Source organism: Streptomyces sp. YIM 121038, assembly GCF_006088715.1.
Taxonomy (GTDB): domain Bacteria; phylum Actinomycetota; class Actinomycetes; order Streptomycetales; family Streptomycetaceae; genus Streptomyces.
The window spans coordinates 852,484-869,618 of record NZ_CP030772.1; the positions used below are offsets into that span (position 1 = coordinate 852,484).

Consider the following 17,135-nt stretch of genomic DNA (forward strand, 5'->3'; position numbering starts at 1 on the left):
ACGGTCGCGGCCCGGCTCCTGCCATGCCGTCCCTGCCGCGCTACCACTACCCCTCGGACCTGTCCGACCTCGAATGGGCCCAGCTCGAAGGGCTGCTGCCGACTCCTGCCTGCCAGACCGCCAAGGGCGGCGCGCCCGAAAAGTGGCCGCGGCGCCGGGTGATCGACTGCATCCGCTATATCGTCGACAATGGGGCGAAATGGCGCGCTCTGCCCGCCGACTTCGGCATCCCCTGGCGCACGGTGTTCGGATACTTCGCCCGCTGGGCGAAGGCAGGCGTGCTCACGCAGATCCTCGACCAACTGCGGCGCCGCATCCGGCTGAACAGCGACCGCTGCCCCTGGCCGGTCCGCGTGATCATCGACGCGCAGTCCGTCAAGGGCGCCGAGACCGTCTCCAGAGCCACTCGCGGATATGACAAACGCAAGGACATCAACGGGAGGAAGCGCCACCTCATCGTTGACCAGGACGGCCTCTACGTCGATCTGCTCGTCACACCCGCGGATGTCCAGGAGCGGGCCGCCGCCCGCATCCTCCTCACCCGCCTGCACGCGGCTCACCCCGAGATCGTCCTGGTCTGGGCCGACAACGCCTACGGCGGCGAGGAGTTCACCGCCTGGGCGCAGAACACACTCGGCATCACGATCAAGGTCGTGCCCCGCCCCGACGACGCGAAAGGCTTCGTCTTGTTGCCCAAGAGGTGGGTAGTGGAGCGGTCGAACTCGTGGACGATGCGCGCCAGGCGCAACGCGAGGGACTACGAACGCCTCATGTCCCACGCCGAAGCCCATATCCAGTGGGCCTTCATCACCCTCATGACCCGTCGGCTCGCCCGCCAGCGCCGCCGCGGAGCGGCGGCCCTGGCACAGGACCAGCTCACGGCAGCCGCCTGACCTTCCTGCCGTTCGGCTGCCCGTCCATCGACGCCAAACCGAACGGCAACCAGGATCACCGTTCCAGATCACGCCCATGACCTGCACAAAGAGATGTGACACAGCTTCTCAGACTGCTGCTGGCCTCCGCCCGCCACGGCCGCGACGACGGCACAACGCGGCTCTGGGGCACAGCCAAGACTGCTAGCCAGCCACTCGCCTAGGTCACCGCAGAGTTCGAATGCGAGGGATTGGTCTCGGGTGAGACCGCGTACGCCTCCGCGCCGGACAGACGGTAGTGACGCTCCATCAGGTCGCTGCTGGCCTCTGCGGTCGTCGACCGCGGCCGGTGACGGTGCTGGTCATGCAGGCCGATGCATCGTTCTGGGGCATGCTGGTGTTCGACGGGTCGACGACGTGGAAGTCGAGGCGGTGACCGCTGTCTTCGGCAAGGTCGACATCGTGGCGAGAGGCCGGGTGGTGGGGGCGGTGTGTCCAGACTGTGGTCGTTTCTCGGGCCGGGTGCACGACTCCTACCAACGCAGGCTGAAGGATCTTCCGCTCGGTGGGCAGAGCGTCGTGATCCTGCTGCGGGTCCGGCGCTTCATCTGCGGCAACGCCAGCTGTTCGCGCCGCACCTTCGCCGAGCCGTTCGCGCAGCTGACCGCCCCGCACGCGCGCTTCACCACGCGGTTGAACCGCATCCTGGAGCGCGTCGGACTCGCGCTGGCCGGACGGGCCGGTGCCCGGCTAGCCGCCCAACTGGCCCTTGGCGCTGGGCGGATGACACTGCTGCGCCGGGTCATGGCGATACCGGACCCGCAGTTCACTACGCCGCGGGTGCTCGGGGTGGACGATTTCGCCACCCGGCGTGGCCACTCGTACGCCACCGTGATCACGGACGGCGAACGCCACCGGCCCATCGATGTCCTGCCAGGACGCGAAGCGGCACCCTTGGCAGCGTGGCTGGCGTCCCATCCGGGAGTTGAGGTGATCTGCCGTGACCGCGCCGGCGCCTACGCGGAGGGCGCCGCGCTAGGAGCCCCGCACGCGCTCCAAGTCGCAGACAGGTATCACTTGCTGCAGAACCTCGGCCAGGCCGTCGAGAAGTGCGTCGCTGCGCACCGCGACTGCCTGCGTTCCATCGCACCGCAGCCGGACCAGACGGTGGCCGACGAGAACGCCGACGGGGCCTTTGCCGTCGAGCCGCGCTCACCCGCTTTGCCTGCCGGTCGGCGGGCCGAGCGGATGCGCGCCCACCACGCCTTGGTCCACGGCCTGTTGAGCGAGGGGATGGGGCTCCGTGCCATCGCCCGCCACCTGGGCTGGGGACGGCACACTGTCCAGCGGTATGCGCGCGCCGCCCGCTGGCAGGACATGGTCACCGGACGCAGTTCCCGCACCAGCCGCCTCGACATGCACCAGCCCTACCTACAGCGGCGCATCGACGAAACCGAAGGCGAGATCACCATTATCGAGTTGAGCAAGGAGCTCGCCAGCCGCGGCCATCCGGTGCCATACATCAGCCTGCGAGACTGGGCCCGCATCCGCCTGCAGTGGCCCGACGCACCCGCCCCGGCCGCCGCGGCGCCCTCGGTCCGCACCGTCGTCGGCTGGATCACCCGGCACCCCGACACCGTCACCGAGGACGAGAACAGGCAGCTCAAGACGGTGCTCGACGCCTGCCCGGAGCTGGAACAAACCCATGAACTCGTACGGGACTTCGCCCAGATGCTCACCCAGCGCACCGGCGCTGACGTGCCGGACTGGATCAACACTGCCCGAGCCGCACAGCTGCCCGGGATCACCGGCTTCGCCCGCGGACTGACCTCCGACCTTGAGGCCGTGATCGCCGGACTGACCCTGCACTGGAGTTCCGGCGGCACCGAAGGCGCAGTGAACCGCATCAAGAAGATCAAGAGGCAACTCTACGGCCGAGCAGGATTCGAACTACTCCGCAAGATGATCCTGCTCCAGTGACCCTCCGCGACCGCTCCCCAAGATCTGTGCCAGAGCCCAGAGAACACTCCTGAAGCCATGATGACCGCCTCCCGGGGGTGCGTTGGCGGTGCCCGGCCCGCACCACCGGCGCCACGGGGCTGTCCTCGGCCGCATCCCGGCCGTCGTCGTCCTGGGCCGCAGCGGTGTCGGCGCGCTGGTACCGGGCGCGGCCGGGGAACTCACCCGCCTCAGCCGCCAGGGCCGTCTGGATGATCAGCTTCGCGCCGGGCCGGGCCACCTGCTCCAGGCAGTCGGCCAGCGGCCGGCCCTCAGCGAAGACGGCATCGATCCCGGCACGGAACGCCCCGGTAGGCGATACTCGCTCGTGCACGAGCATGGGTTCTTCCGTACGAACTTGGCGGTTCAGTACGAAACCTATGCTCGTCGCCTTTTACACCACTTTCTGGACACGACCCCTAATGAAACCCCATCATCGCAGGCCACAAGGCATCTTCTCGTTCTCGGCCTTCACCCCGACCGGACACCAACCGGTGGATCCGGGTTCAGCGATCACCAGCCCGCCAAGGTCACTGACTTTTGAATGGCCTTCCGGGCATGTTTGTGTGCCGACTTGGATAGCCACATTGCGAGCCCCAACCAGTCGAGGCAGCACATGATCACGTAAGAGGACTGACCCAAAGGAGACCGAGCATGTCCACTGAAGATTCCCCCTCCGAGGCTACGGGGATGATTTTCGTCCCCAACGAAGAAGTCCAGCCCGAGGAAAGGAGCACCTTGTCTGTCCATTACATGAATGGACAGCCTGCCCTCGTCTTCACGGGCGGTGTATGTATCCCTACCAAACTTCCCATCATTGACTCAAGTGGACAGCAGGTGGGCGCATTTGGGCTTCTCGTGCCGACTGATAACCTTTCTCCTCAAGTTCAAGCGGATATCCTGAACGGCATCAACGCAAAGTTCGTACCTGTCAGAATTCTTAGCTCAAGTCGTGAGCGTTTTCCAACCTCACGCTGATGCCTGGTGGAGGATGAGGGCGGCCTTCACGACGTCGGTGATGCGGTTGGTGCTGCGGCGGAGTTTCCGCAGGAGGCGCCACCTTTGAGGGTGGCCATGGCCTGCTTGCCGAGGCAGCGGATCTTGGCGTGGGTGGTGTTGTGGCGCCGCTTCCATTGCTTGAGTCGGCGGCCGCGAAACGGGACTCGGATGGTTCCGCCGGCGCCTTGGTATGCCTTGTCTGCCCAGCATTTGAGGTCCGTTTCGGCGAGGGTTTCGATGATGCCGTGGTGTCGTGGTGTCGTGCGGCGGTCAGGTCGTGGGTCGAGCCGGGCAGGGCCGGTGAGGCCCGGAGCAGCCGTCCGAACGGATCGGTGAGCACCTGGACGTTCGTGCCGTGGCGTTTGTGTTTCCCGGAGTAGTACGGGGTGTCGGCGGCGGTGCGGTCGATGGGCAGCAGGGTGCCGTCGAGGATGACGAACGCCTTCTTCCGGATCGTCTTCATCGCGTCGGCCAGGGACGGGGCGAGGGCGGCCAGGACGTCGACGGCCTCGCGTATGTAGCGGAAGGCGGTCGTGATCCCGATGCCGAAACCGGTCGCGAGAGGGGCGTAGGTGCCACCGCACCGCAGGTGGGCCAGGGCCAGCAGGGCCTGTCGTGCTGCGGGAAGCCGCCGCCACCGCGTGCCGGTCTCCTGCCGCCTGGCGGTCAGGTGCCCGGTCAGGAACCGCAGGGTGCGGGTGGACAGATCGATCGACGACGGGCAGACAAGCAGCCGAAGCTCCTGGCGGACACGGGTGATCTTGGCCGAGAACCCGTCTGCCAGGAGCTTCGTCGTTGCGCAGGACTGTCCAACTCGCCGCCAGCACCGCCAGCTTGGAAAACGCTCACTGTCCGAGAAATTCGGGGCGGCTCACCAAGTCCGGCCGCACCCAGCCGGGCAACGCTAACCTCAAACGCCTGCTCGGCAGCGCCGCAATGTCAGCGATCAGGAACAAGGACTCCTGCCGGGCCGTCTTCTGCCGGCGCCTCGCCGCCAGGGGAGGCGCCGGCACACCCTGGTCGCCGTCATGTACAAGCTCGCCATCGCCAGCTGGCACGCGCTCCACGACCGCACGACCTACCATGACCTCGGCGCCGGCCACTTCACCCAACGCGACCCTGAACGCGCCATGCGCCGCATGACCAAGGAGGCCAACAGTCTCAGGCTCACCGTCCGCTTCGCACCGATCACCACGACGGCCTGACCAGAACTGGACTCAACTTTTCGTGTCAGCGTCGAAAACCGTGGAAGAGCCGTCTGTTAGGCACTCTCGGTCTTGTGGGGCGTGAATGACGGCCGCGGTCTCGTGGAGTGCGGAGGGTTGGGGAAGCGTTCAGTAACCCTTCGGGGGGCGGTTCGGGTCGGCTTGCTGGACTTTGGCAGTAAGATTGGAGGCGTCGCGGTGTACACCGTAGCGGTCGATGATGTAGTTGATTCCCGCTGCCGTTGACGCGACAGGGTCGTAGATCTTCATGGATGTGCCGCCTTGGTGATAACGGGCGAAGGTCTGAGGGATCGCCTGGATCATTCCCCGCGAGCACATGGCTTTATGGCCGTCAGGTGCATCTTTGCCGCCGAACAGTTCGGGCGTGTTTCGGGCATTGGAGTCATTGGTGTTGATCTGCCAGTGCGGTGAGTTATATGCAGTCTCGCGCGATGCGATGGTCAGCATTCCGGGAAGCCAGTGCTCTGTCGGTAGCCCCATGATCCGAAGAGCTTCTCTGATGTATCCCTCACATGCCGAATGCCCGGAGTTCCATGTTCCCATTCCTGAAAAGTCGATTTGGCTGGTGCTAATGGAGCCTTGAGTGTTTCCTGCGTGACCTTCTGCATGATGGATATCAAAGTTGTTCTTGTTGCCGAGGGCGGTCAAGGAGGCCGGTCCGGGGATACCATCGGCGTCGGTCCCGGAATATCCCAGTGACTGTTGCCAGCGGGCATAGGCTTTCCTCGTCTGGTCGCCCCATAGCCCGTGGTCCGCTGTGAAGTCCACGTCGGGGAACTCGTTCTTCAGAGCTAGCTGGACGATCCGCGTGCTGCCCGGCCAGGGGTTGGGGGAGCGATTGGTGGCAGAGCCCACTTCCGCCCAGACCCACGGCCTGGATCCCGGATGGGTAGTGGGGGGCTGGGTCGGCGGAGTCAGGCGGGAGGTAGAGGTCGCGGGGTCGTGGGGATCCTGGGCTAGTTGGTTGGTGTGCGATGCCGGGGGAGTGGTGCGCTGATTGGAAGCGGAGGTTGCTGCGTGTGTGAACTGCGGCGAGAATGTACCGTTGGTGTCCCTCACTTGGAATTTGCCGGTCCGCTCGCCTAGGTGTGTCAGGGAAACCACGCCTGGGATACCGTCGGCATCGGCCCCGGCATAGCCCAGGGAGCGTTGCCAGGCCGCGTATGCACCCACGGTCGCCACGTCGAAGAAGCCGATCTGGGCACGGCTGTCCAGTCCCGTGGCGGCCTTCAGGCCTTCCTGGACATGCCGCACGTCGTCCTGCGGATTGTCCGGCCCGGGGGCCACGCGCCGCTGATTCTCGACCGGTGCTTGTGAGGCCCATCTCACCTGCCGGTAGGAGATATACGGGGCAGTTAATGGCGGGACAGTCTGGGTGTTGGGCTTGGTTGGGGGAGTGGTGTCCTTGAGATGAGGGTCGGCTGAGTGGATCCCTTCCGCATATTGCGGATACCCATACCCGTAAACGTGCGAATCATGGCGGAGGTGGGTCTTGCGGTACACCCCGTCTCCTTCGGCGGATCCTCCTGCGTTCGTGTTGCCTTCGATTGTGTAAACGTGCTGATCATCGTAGCTGGCGACGATTCCGACGTGATTACCGCCGCCAGCCCCGAAGTAGACGACTGCACCGATAGCGGGGTAGTCCGACCAGCGGCCATGGTTCTTGAACCATTGCACACCTGCTGAGCAGGATGCGGTGATAGGAGCGAGGTTCTTCAAGCCTGCTTGCTGGAAGACCCAGGAGACGAATGTGTGGCACCAAGCCTGTCCCTGGGACCACTCGAGTCCGGGTACGGCAGGACTGAACTTTTGCTGGTTGTTCCAGTGGCCACCGCTGAATCCTTCATGATATCCGACTTCGCGAGTGGCAATGTTGACGACGTTCTGTGCTTGTTCCATTTCTTCTCCCTGGGATGTCTTGGCTGGTGTGATGAGGATGTAGTTGGTGCTATGGCTTCTGTCCCCGCCTCGGCAAGTGGGGTCCGTTGTTTGGGGTGGCGGCGCCGAGTGGGGCGGCTGTTTCGTGAGCTGGGCTGTCGGCGTGCCTGGCTGGTGTGCGAGGGACGAAGCGGCGCAGGCTTGCTCTGGCGTATGCGCCGCTTGCGGCTCTAATGGCGTCGTGGGCGAACTATTCCCAGGCGCGGGCTAGTGCTGGTTTGTCTGTGAGCAGTGGAGTGAGCGCTTGCACCATGGCTGATTCAAAGACGGATACCGCTGTGATCCAGCCACGACAGGCAAGGCGCTCGACAGGATGCTGCTAGTGGTCACAGCATTGTGTGGCTCTCCATTCTGGCTGACGGGTCATCAGCGAAGTGAGCCGTCAGCCGCGAGCGCTGATCATTGACCAGGGCCGGTGCGAGCTGCTCACGACCTTGAATCAGCCCTGGTGCTTGCGCAGAGGTTCACGGCACCCTCCTGCTGGCCACAGTCCTGGGCGGTGTCCTGGCGCGTCCGGGGTTCTACCTAAGCGCGCATCGCTTGTGGTGCGGCCAGGGGAAGGAGAGGCCTGGGCTCGCTCCTTGGCGAGTACCCGAAGGCTAGTCAGAAGTGCTTTTGCAGGTTCGGGACGGGCGTCTTGGCGATCAAATTTCCACTGAGGTGCCTCTGGCGTCGAGGAAGGGTGTGGCTCCTTTGGAGGGACTGGCTGAGCTGGGGTTTTGGCAAAACGATCGCGCGAGGTACCACTGCTCGTCGGTCGAACGCCGCAGATGGCTCTGTCGGCCGTATCCAAGGTCGACGGGGAGGTCGCCGTTGGAATATGCAGAACGGGCGGAAGGATCACATATCACTTGCGAATCTGCGGGTCTGTGCTGGTGAACAGGTCCCTTCAAAGGAGCTACACCCATCGAGGAATCGGCCTTAGCGAGTGGTGGGTAAGGAGAGGTCACCGACGTGCCGCCACGGGAGCGGTCAGAGGTTTTGGTTAATTCAAGGGCATGCCTCCGGGAGGGCCCGATTCTGATCCAGGGAATGTTCCGGGCGGCTGGCGGTCTGGCGGGTACGGTGGCGGGTAGGCCGGATACGCAGGGTGTGTCGGCTGAGGATAGGACGCTTGCGGGTATGACGGCCCGGGCTGTTGCGCCTGGGGCTGGTCGGGATAGGGCGTCTGTGGGTACAGCGCAGTTAGCGGCACCGGAACGGAGGGCTCCTCGTCCGGCTCGGTGCGAACCAAACTCGGGGTGCCTTGTTCGGTGATGCGCTCGGAGGCAATGGATGTCAGTACGGACAGGAGGGCGGCCAGCCCGGCCGATGACAGGGCAGAACCCCAGGAGACATCGAACAGGCCTACATGGTCACTGGCGAGAATGCCGACCAGGGCCTGGGCGAATGTCTTGACCGCGCGTTCCAATGCAGAAACCCAGAAAATTGTATGCCACATGAAAGGCTTCTTTCTCGTGATCTGTGTACTTTCTCGTTTTCCGTTGGGTGCCAACGCGAGGTATCCCAAAGCAGGTTGAGAACGTTTCGCGGATGCCGGGCCGATGCCCCAACTGATACCGCAGCGGAACCAGGACTACTCCTGCTATAGGGGCGAACTGTTGCGTTTTCGTTTGGATGACATCCCTGTCAGGGATGTTGGCGATCAGGGCAGAAGTGCAGGCCGTGGCCAGATCTAGGTGCTTGTCGACAGCAGATCTGGCTCCACTACTTCAGTTGCTGCTGGCCGTGACACGGTGGTGCTGACTTGGCCGTATCTCTCTCCGAGGCCAGCGCCGGGGCCTCTGCAGCCGGCTCACGGCCAGGGCCCGGTACCCCGGCGGTCAGTCAGACCGCCGGGACACCGCTCAGGAGGATCCAGCGCACGACCCGCCGCCCTGGAGCGGTCGCCTCTACACCACACAGCAGGACACCTCTCTGTTTGTCCTTGTTGCGGCACTGAGGTAAGGCGGCCCCTTCAAAAGGAGCTACACCCGAGTACGGGTTCCCCAGGGCGGGGGAGTGCTGGGTATTAGCGGAGGGCTTGTTCTTGGGTGAGGTCTTCGCCCGCGGAAGGCGGTGGGGTGTCGGTGCGGCGGTCCCGTTCGGCGTGCAGGACGTGATCCTCGCGGTACAGATTGCGATTGCCGTAGTGGGCGAAAGGCTTCAGGTAGCCGCGCCGCACCCATTGGCGGATGCAGGCGGGAGAAACACCGGCGCTTTCGGCTGCTTCGGCAGTGGTCAGTAGACGAAAGCGGGGAGCGGCGTGGTCGGGTGTGACGCGCAGTTGGCGTCGTGAGGGTGCAGAGGGCATAGGGTTCGTCCGGGGGAGGAGAGTGTGGGCGTACGGATGGTGCGGTCGGTGATGATTCTTTCTGTTGGTCGGCTGGAAGATTCACAAGTTGCTGGGCCACAGAGCACTGCAGGAGCGGCAGACGATGGTGCCGCCTGCTCTGCGGGTCAGCGAACGCAAGCCACACGCGGGGCATGGTGAGGGCAGACGCCGGGAGGGTTCTTCGTAGTCCAGGAGTTGGCATGCACGGGTGTATGCGGTCCACACGTGTGCGGCGCAGGTGGCGTGGTCGATGGTCCCGATGACGGCTGGAAGGTCTTCGGACAGGGCCAAGCACAGGTGCTGCAGGAGCGGGCCGGGGCGGACGGGGCAGTCTGGGAGGGCGTGGGGAAGGGCTTGGGTACCCCAGGAGCGGACTGTTGACACACAGTGCTCGGCGTGGGCGAGTAGGGAGAGCCGTAGGGGAAGAGGGATCCTCCGGCTCCGCCACGGGGTGCGGTTGGGTGTCCATTCGACTCTGCGGCGGGGTGTGCAGTGGGGGAGTTCGATGTGGAGTTGCACATAGAGGCGTGGCAGGTTTTCCAAGGCCCACTGCAGTCGGGACATGCATACCTGACAAACCTGCGGGGACTGTGCCGCCTGGGTGATGTGGACTGCACAGATCAGACAGGGTCGGTCCATAGGGCACTTCCAGTAGGGCCTTTCGTTCCGTGGATGCGCGCATGCCTGCGGCAGATAGATGTCTTCTGGCCCGGGATGTAGGCATGTTGAGGGACCGGCGACTCGTGGGGCGTGGGACGGTGGGGGAGCGGCAGGGCCGTCGAGGGTAGGCATGACTGCGAAGCTGCCCCGAGGCGGTGGGCCAAGGCAGCAGAGGCGGTGGGGGGAGTCTGGGACGAAAGGCGGTGAGGGGGCCGTTCACCAGGGGTGAAGCCGAGGCGGTACAGGGCGTTGCCAATTTCGGGTCGACGGCCGAGGCCGAAGGTGGAAGGGCCAGCAGAGCCGATGCGGTGCTTATGAAGGGGTCAGCTGCAGGAGTGCTGGACTCAGGGCTGTTCGTGGCTGTCGGCGGAGGTGCCGGGGCGCTCTGGGCCCCCTGCGGCCAGCGTGTGCCTGCTGTGCGGATCTGGTGGACCCGCTGGTGTACGCCGCGAAGGCACGGATCGTGTCGAAGTGGGTGTTGCTGCTCTTCGACGTGACTGTAGGCGATCAGGTGGAGCTGGAGGGGGGGGCAACGACGAGGGGATAGCCCTGGGGCCGAGTGTGATGGCGCTATGGGGGTAAGGCGGGGGAGTATCAAGCGTGGATGGGGCGTGCGGGTGACTGTGGGTCGGGTGTGATCTCTGCCGTGCGCGATCCGAACTCGGTGGGTTTGTGCACTGCGGGCAGCGCAGTGACAGGGCTGTGTAGGGGCTAGGCCTATCGAAGCCGTGCTTCGGGGGGAGCACGGGGAGGGAGGCATGTGAGGTTCGGGCACCCGTCCGGGGCTGCGGGCTGCGAGTATGGCTGCGTTGCCGATCTGGGACATGGAGGGACCTTCTTTCGGTGCTGGAAGCCCTGCGGGTGCGGGTGCGCTGGCGCGGCAGATGTTTGGTGGGGGCCGGAGGGCTGTCGTGGTGGCGTCCATTCCGGTGGCGTGGTTCACGGCCTCAGCGGCTTGGCGGGACAGGGTGGCTTTGTGGGACGCAGAGTTGCGATGAGGGAGCCAAGCTCAGCGCCTGAGAGGCGAGAGCACGTGCCAGGGCCAGGTCTTCTGGGTGACCGATTGGGCTGGTTTCGGGCAGGTGCATGGCCTGATGCAGACTGAGGGTCTCGCGGGTGCTGGTCGGTCGCTGTTCACGGGTGAATCGCTGGTGTTCCCGAGGGAAAGACATCAGGCAGCGGCGCAGGAAGTAGGTCTGGGCATGGGCACCATGGCCGGGGTGCCATCCTGTGCCGGCCAGAGCGCGGCGGCGGAAGATATCCAGAGATACGGCGATTGTTAGCCCTAGTAACTCGCCCGCTGCCTCGTGATCGCTTGGCAGCCTGGGGTCGAGGCGGATTGCCTGGCCGGTCAGTCGGCGGATTCGCGTGGGCAGACTCATGTCTGCGATCCAGCCTTGCAGGATGGGCAAGGCGTATGCCGTGAGCTCGTCGTTCACCTGCCTCCACTGCCGCGGCGCGCAGGTGTGTCTCTGAAGCAGCTGGGCAACATGCCGGTCGAGCCGATGCACCCTCTGTGGACGGTGGCGTGTAGGTATGCTGCTGAGCTTTTGGGGGGAAGTGGGCATGAGTTGGCCTTTCGTGGGGAGCGGTGGGGCAGCCAGGGCGGGCAGCGAATCCTTGGACCGCCGGTCAGATCATGCCGGGCACAGAATCTGCTCTATCGGTGGCGGGGCAGCACAGGTCCAAGTCGGTCAGATCGTCGGGTGACAGGCGTGGGCCGTTCACGGCGGCGTGATCGCTCATCAGGTGGGGCAGCTGGGACGTGGTGGTCACAGCGGATGCGACGATCGGCTTGCGTAGGCACCATGCGAGTGCCACCTGCTCGGCGCTCTGTCCGCGAGCGTGCGCGAGCCGGCGCAGTGCGGGGCGGGTTGCTAGGCGGCCGCGTGCCATCGGGGCACAGGCAACAAACCCCATGCCGAGATCCTGGAGTGTGTTGAACACACCGTCCTCGGCCCAGCGGTCCGCTAGTGAGTAGGCTCCTTGGTATGCGACGGGAGCAGCGCCTTGGGACGAGAGCAGAACGCTGGCGTGCCGTACGGCTTGCACCGGGAACGAGGACAAACCCACGTACAGTGCTTTGCCGCAGTGCACCGCACTGGCCAGCGCGCCCGTGGACTCTTCCAGGGGAGTGCCACAATCCAGATGGTGCGCGTATAGCACGTCCACATACTCCAGACCGGTCCGACGCAGGATGCCGTTGAGGCTGGACAGAATCTGTTTGCGTGCTCCAAAGCCCGTCAGCGGCTGTGGACCGCATCCCAGGCCAACCCTCACGGAAATCACCATCTCGTCACGCCAGTCGAGCCACGGGCGCAGGCTGCAGCCAATCTCGGTGTACCGGTCTGGAGAGCTACCTGCGTCAGCTGAGATGTCGAAGTGCGTGATCCCCAGGTCGAGAGCGTGGCCGACCAAGGGCTCGTACTGAGATAGCGGGCTTTGACCGTCCCCCAGACCGAGTCCCATGGCCGACAGGAACAATCCGCTGGTGCCACAGCGGCGGTGTGAGGGGCCGCTTACGACAGGGCTTTGGCAGGCGGATGACATGTCACGGTCTCCTTGACGAATCGGGGTGGCGGGCAGGCTGGCAGCGTCTGGGAAAAGGACTGACTAGAACAGATGCACCCGACCTGAGCGGTTGGGTTGAAGTTGGTTGCCGACTGGGTGGATTTGGGTGGGGGTGCGATGCCGGAGAACCTCCGCGTCGACTGACGGATGATCAACGTAGTGACCTGCACACCCTGCTGAAGCGGCGGGAGCTGAAGCACTACACTCGGCGACGGGCGAGCGTGTCGGTTTGCTCGGTCGGGGGTGGGCGGTGACCGAGGCCGCCGGTCTGCTGGAGTGCAGCCCTGTCCCGGGCCGCGCCGCTGTCCACCGCTTTGTCGAGGGCGGCATCGTCGGATTCCCCGACGCGTCGTGCCTCGGCCGCCCGGCGAAAGTGCCGGGGGCCAATGACGCGGATTCCCCAGCGGCGTGTGATGCCTTCTGTCGTTCCGCACGCTCCGTAGCGGCCGTCCAGCGGACCTTGGATACGGCTGGTGGAGCCACTCGCGGCATTCGGTTGACAAGCAGCCACCCCTGGCACGTTCGTTTTGCCGAAGCCCCAGCTCAGCCAGCTTCTCCAAAGGAGCTACACACCAGCCGCTGAGGCCCCTAGGCGGTGGTGAAGTGGACGACGTAGATGCCTCGCGTGGGGAGTGAGTGCTGACAGCGGGGGCAGGGCCGGGCGAGCGCGGGGGCTCCTGGCCGGTCGACGCGGGCCACATAGGCGACACGGCCGGGCGGGGTTCCGGCGCGTCGCAGCAGCATTTGCCCTGCCTGAGAGGTAGCGTGGCGGTAGTCGATCGACGGTGCAGCACGGTGTCGGTAATAGGCATGCGCGAGGGCTCAGCGGCCCTTTGTGGGTACGCCTCCTCCCTGTTGCAGCGGCAGGGCAAGTGCGCGGCTTGTTTCAGTGCCAGAACTAAGAAGGCGAACATCGACGATCTCTTCTCCTTCTAGTACGGGGAGGGCCGACGACGTGGTTCGTCGGTCCGGACTGACCACGGCTGTGGGCAGGGACGTGAGCGAGGTGGGAGTCGAACCCACAGATGCCCTGAAGGGCTGCGGCTTTTAAGGCCGCCGCGTCTGCCATTCCGCCACTCGCCCGGGAAGTGGGAAGGCTATTCAGGGCATTTTGTGCGGGCGAGGCCCGTATCTCGATGGTTGGTGATCAGCTTTCCGCTGAGATGCCCTCTCGCTTTGAGATAAGCAGCCTCAGCGAGTGAGCCGAGGGGAGATCGCCGAAGCGCGACCTCAAGGCTGACCAGAGGTTTTGAATAGCCGTGCAGGTTCAGCAAGTCAGTTCACCTCTGACGCTGCGAGAGGATCTGGGTGGAGTGCCTGCGGGCACGTCAGCCAGGCTGGCCGCTTCCGAGGAGTGCGTCACAAGGACAGATCGAGACCGGCTCAAGACCGTGCGCCAGGACTCGACACGGCGGCATCGAGCCAGCAGGCGCTGGTGCCAACGCGCAGTGGCACCACCGTAGACACCGTGGCTGATGGGTTCGTCCTGGGTATAGGCCAGGCATTCGGTCTGGAGCGAGCCTTGGACGCACTGGGCCAGGGCAGCCCGTTCGACGGGCGAGCCGACTTCAGAGAGGAAGCGTTCCGTCGCCAGCCCAGCACACGAAGCCTGTTCAGGCAGGTCCGCGTTGCATGCCGCACCGACCGGACTCCAGGCTGATTGGCCAAGGCCGACAGCCCGGCTCACCGACACCTCCTGCACCATGCGGAGCAGTTCCGGCACGGGGAAACAGCCTTGTCACCGCCGCTCGAAGGAGGGATTCCATTGCGGCGGCCAGGCGCCAGGGCAGCCGCCTCCATCGTGCGGCGCGGCGCTGGAATGTGCCCCCAGCCAAGTGTGGCGCTGCGCGCCTTCCAGTACCGTGCGCGGCAAGTCGCGCAGGCGGGCCTGGCGCAGGAGCCGGATACCCTGGTGCTGGCTGACGCCCCCCAGCGAACCGTGATCAGGAGCCTGGCGGCAGCCCTCAGCCCCCAGCGTCGCAGGCTGAACACATAGAGTGGCAAGGAGACCGTGGCCCACCACCGGGCCTGCTGGATACAGCTAACCATGCCAACGTGCACCTGCCACTTCCATCGTTCGAAGACGTCTGCCAGGTAGGACGACATCACGGTGACGCGGCCGGGAATCCTGCCGTCGTCTAAGCACGGCACTGGCTTGCGTATAGGCAGTAGCAGAGGGTGTCGAGGAGAAGGAATCATCACGGTCTTCCTTCGAGTAGGAGATGGTGTCCTGCTGTGTGGTGTAGGGGCGACCGCTCCAGGGCGGCGGGTCGTGCGCTGGAGCCTCCTGAGCGGTACCCTGGTGGTCTGGCTGGCCGTCAGATACCGGGCCCTGGCCGTGAGCCGACCGCAGAGGCCCTGGCGCTGGCCTTGGAGAGAGATATGGCCAAGTCAGCATCACCGTGTCACGGTCAGCAGCAACTGAAGTAGTGGAGCCAGATCTGCTGTCGACAAGCACTTAGATCTGGCCATGGCCTGCACTTCTGCCGTGATCGCCACTGCACTACCCGGCGGGACACGACCCGAGCAGGGCCACAACGGGGGCCACCACTCGTGGTAGTCGGAACAGTTGGGTCCAACTGCCGAATGTTTGTCAGCGCGGTGCGGCACTACGGCGAGACGTGAGGACAGAACAACCAGTCGACAGTGCAGGATGGAGAAGCGCCGCTCGTGAGCGTCCGCTGGCGGGAGGGCTGGTGTGCGCCTGCCAGCATCCAACGTCAGTACTCTCGCTCGTAGTCCTGTGCTAGTTGCCAGCACCAGACTCGGAGCGGGCGGGCGGCCAGGAGTCAGCAGCCTTTCCCCTGCCGCAGCGGGTTGTTCCGCAACCCATGCCCACGGTGTTTCCGGTGCCCGCCAGTCGCGGGAGTCTGCGACCGTGGCAAGGACACGAACAGGCAGTAGGGGGGACATCGCAGGGGGGTATAGCCTCTCTGGAGGCACCGGCTGAGCTGGGGCTTTGGTGAAGTCGCTTGTCTGCCCAATGCCGCGGGTGGCTCCACGAGCCGTACCCAAGATCCGCTGGACGGCCGCTACGGAGCGCAAGGAACGACCGAAAGGATCACGCACCGATCCGGAATCCGTAGCTCTGCCCTGGCAAGGCGGTCGGTGCCCCCCACATTCGGCCAGGTACCTCACATACGCGCGGAGGTTAAGCATCTCCAACGCCACAATCCCGTCGGCACCGAGAGTACTCAACCGGCCGAGCACCTCGACTCGGGCAGGCATCCATGTCATGCCGCCCTCGGAGTACGGTCTCCAGCCGCTCCCACCGCAGCCCTCAGAGACAGCCATCTCCCCATCGCTGCCCAGAAGCCATTCCGCCGCTGTCCGCAGCGACGGGCGGTCATTTCGCCAGACGCGCACACGATTAGCCGGATCTACTCGGTTGTTTTGCGGCGTATATGGCGAGAGTCGACGAAGCTCGTCGGCGGCAGGCAGTTCCGCCGTGCTGATCGCAGCCTGGGGGGAAGCTGACGATGCTCGCTCTAGGTGGCTTGCTGTCCTCGTGTGGAGGCTGGCGCTCGCATGCTCTCCTGGAGACGACGCTGCAGCCCGAACCGTCACTTCGGTGCCAGCCGCTGACCTCATGGATGGAGCGGCCTTGAGAACTGGCGCTTGCGGTACCGGACCGCTTCCCTGCAGCACCGAGCACCGCGCGAATTGGGCCGACCGCGACCAGGAGATCCGCAGGCGCCAGGGCAAGATCCTCCGATTGGTGTGCGGCTGGATCATCTTCGTATATCCCGCTCCCGGGCACGGCCCGGATACTCCGTGCCGCCGCGGCACCAAGCGGCCGACTGCCGCCCCCCTCTCGGCGGTTGTGAGGACGATCGCCGACAAGAAGGCCAGGCGCTCCAACACCCACCTCCGGGCCTTCTCGAGGATTTGTTGGATTCTCACGAGCTGCTACTCCGAATCTCGGTTCGTGCTGAGCTCACTACGCTGTTTGCGCAGCTGCTTGCCGTCCGCCTTGCGCGGGAGCGAAGCGTTCTTCTTGCATCTGGTGCACTGCTGCTGACTCCATGAGGAGATGATTCGACAGCGGCTTCGGAACCGATATTTACATACCATCACGGTGAAATCTCGACGAAGGGATAGGTAAATGCCTGCAAAGGAAGCATCAGTGCGCAGGGGGAGTGAGGAAATGCCTGAACTGCACTCGTAGAAAACCGATGCCGAGTCGATGACCCAGCTCAGGAGTCCGATTCACAGGGGTGCCAGCCCCCTTCTTTCTGCGGCAGGCGCCAAGCATGCATGTCGTGCCGCGATCCGGGAACTGGCCCCGAGGCCGCGAGAGACCGTCAGCAGAGCCCCGACAAGGGAGCGGCGCCCTTGCGGCTGGAGCTGATGCCGTGGTGCTTGCTGGAGATCAGCGCCCTGCCCTGGCTGGCCCAGGCTCAGGTGAGTATCAGGGTGCCGTCGGCCCGGACGACGCGGCCAGCGGACGGCTTCAGCCGGGTCGGGGATAAGCGCGGCCAGGATCCGCTCCACCGTCGGCAGCAGTGCTGTCCACTGTCTGGAGGCGGTGACCTGGCTGATGCCGGGAGTCATCCT

Annotated in this window: 9 protein-coding genes, 1 tRNA gene and 2 pseudogenes; 5 read left to right on the forward strand and 7 right to left on the reverse strand. The window is 64.9% G+C overall.

All coding sequences use genetic code 11. The features are described from left to right. Positions 1-23: 23 nt before the first annotated feature. The 4 genes and pseudogenes from C9F11_RS46665 to C9F11_RS46680 all read left to right on the forward strand — a co-directional run. Positions 24-836 (forward strand): annotated as a pseudogene (locus C9F11_RS46665) (IS5 family transposase); the annotation flags it as partial. Positions 837-1,289: 453 nt separating this feature from the next. After that, positions 1,290-2,852: an ISL3 family transposase gene (locus tag C9F11_RS46670; protein WP_249402396.1), complete on the forward strand. Its 1,563-nt coding sequence runs from the start codon at positions 1,290-1,292 to the stop codon at positions 2,850-2,852. Between the two features lie 88 nt (positions 2,853-2,940). Continuing rightward, positions 2,941-3,414: a hypothetical protein gene (locus C9F11_RS46675; RefSeq protein ID WP_138968608.1), complete on the forward strand. Its 474-nt coding sequence runs from the start codon at positions 2,941-2,943 to the stop codon at positions 3,412-3,414. Between the two features lie 110 nt (positions 3,415-3,524). Continuing rightward, the gene (locus C9F11_RS46680) at positions 3,525-3,848 is read left to right on the forward strand and encodes a hypothetical protein (protein WP_138968610.1); all 324 of its coding nucleotides are present in this window, start codon (positions 3,525-3,527) and stop codon (positions 3,846-3,848) included. Here C9F11_RS46680 and C9F11_RS46685 read toward each other — a convergent pair. Beyond that, positions 3,840-4,602: pseudogene (locus C9F11_RS46685) on the reverse strand (transposase family protein). The gene C9F11_RS46680 and the pseudogene C9F11_RS46685 overlap by 9 nt on opposite strands. Positions 4,603-4,897: 295 nt before the next feature. Between C9F11_RS46685 and C9F11_RS48010 the strand changes: the two are divergent. Next, the gene (locus C9F11_RS48010; protein ID WP_171076249.1) at positions 4,898-5,074 is read left to right on the forward strand and encodes a hypothetical protein; all 177 of its coding nucleotides are present in this window, start codon (positions 4,898-4,900) and stop codon (positions 5,072-5,074) included. A 129-nt stretch (positions 5,075-5,203) separates the two neighbouring features. On the opposite strand, the gene C9F11_RS48380 is transcribed toward C9F11_RS48010, so the two are convergent. The 6 genes from C9F11_RS48380 to C9F11_RS46715 all read right to left on the reverse strand — a co-directional run bounded on the left by C9F11_RS48380 (position 5,204) and on the right by C9F11_RS46715 (position 13,661). Then, entirely contained in the window at positions 5,204-6,994 is a 1,791-nt protein-coding gene (locus C9F11_RS48380; RefSeq protein WP_138968612.1) for a CHAP domain-containing protein, read from the reverse strand. 1,024 nt (positions 6,995-8,018) lie between these two features. Then, entirely contained in the window at positions 8,019-8,474 is a 456-nt protein-coding gene (locus C9F11_RS46695; RefSeq protein ID WP_138968870.1) for a holin, read from the reverse strand. 2,480 nt (positions 8,475-10,954) lie between these two features. Further along, positions 10,955-11,446 carry a hypothetical protein gene (locus tag C9F11_RS46705; RefSeq protein WP_138968616.1) on the reverse strand — a complete coding sequence of 164 codons (492 nt, stop codon included), beginning with the start codon at positions 11,444-11,446 and terminating at the stop codon, positions 10,955-10,957. 193 nt (positions 11,447-11,639) lie between these two features. Continuing rightward, a complete protein-coding gene (locus C9F11_RS46710; protein WP_171076250.1) occupies positions 11,640-12,476 on the reverse strand; it encodes an aldo/keto reductase in 837 nt (278 codons plus the stop codon). A gap of 690 nt (positions 12,477-13,166) precedes the next feature. Continuing rightward, positions 13,167-13,322, reverse strand: coding sequence for a hypothetical protein (locus tag C9F11_RS48025; RefSeq protein WP_171076251.1), 156 nt, complete (start codon positions 13,320-13,322; stop codon positions 13,167-13,169). Positions 13,323-13,576: 254 nt separating this feature from the next. Further along, a tRNA-Leu gene (locus C9F11_RS46715) sits at positions 13,577-13,661 on the reverse strand. Positions 13,662-17,135 lie beyond the last annotated feature (3,474 nt).

Bases quoted from the DNA above. Each gene is read 5' to 3' on its own strand.
- C9F11_RS46680 (WP_138968610.1), top strand. From the start codon at position 3,525: ATGTCCACTGAAGATTCCCCCTCCGAGGCTACGGGGATGATTTTCGTC.
- C9F11_RS48010 (WP_171076249.1), top strand. From the start codon at position 4,898: ATGTACAAGCTCGCCATCGCCAGCTGGCACGCGCTCCACGACCGCACG.
- C9F11_RS48380 (WP_138968612.1), bottom strand. From the start codon at position 6,994: ATGGAACAAGCACAGAACGTCGTCAACATTGCCACTCGCGAAGTCGGA.
- C9F11_RS46695 (WP_138968870.1), bottom strand. From the start codon at position 8,474: ATGTGGCATACAATTTTCTGGGTTTCTGCATTGGAACGCGCGGTCAAG.
- C9F11_RS46710 (WP_171076250.1), bottom strand. From the start codon at position 12,476: ATGGGACTCGGTCTGGGGGACGGTCAAAGCCCGCTATCTCAGTACGAG.
- C9F11_RS48025 (WP_171076251.1), bottom strand. From the start codon at position 13,322: ATGCTGCTGCGACGCGCCGGAACCCCGCCCGGCCGTGTCGCCTATGTG.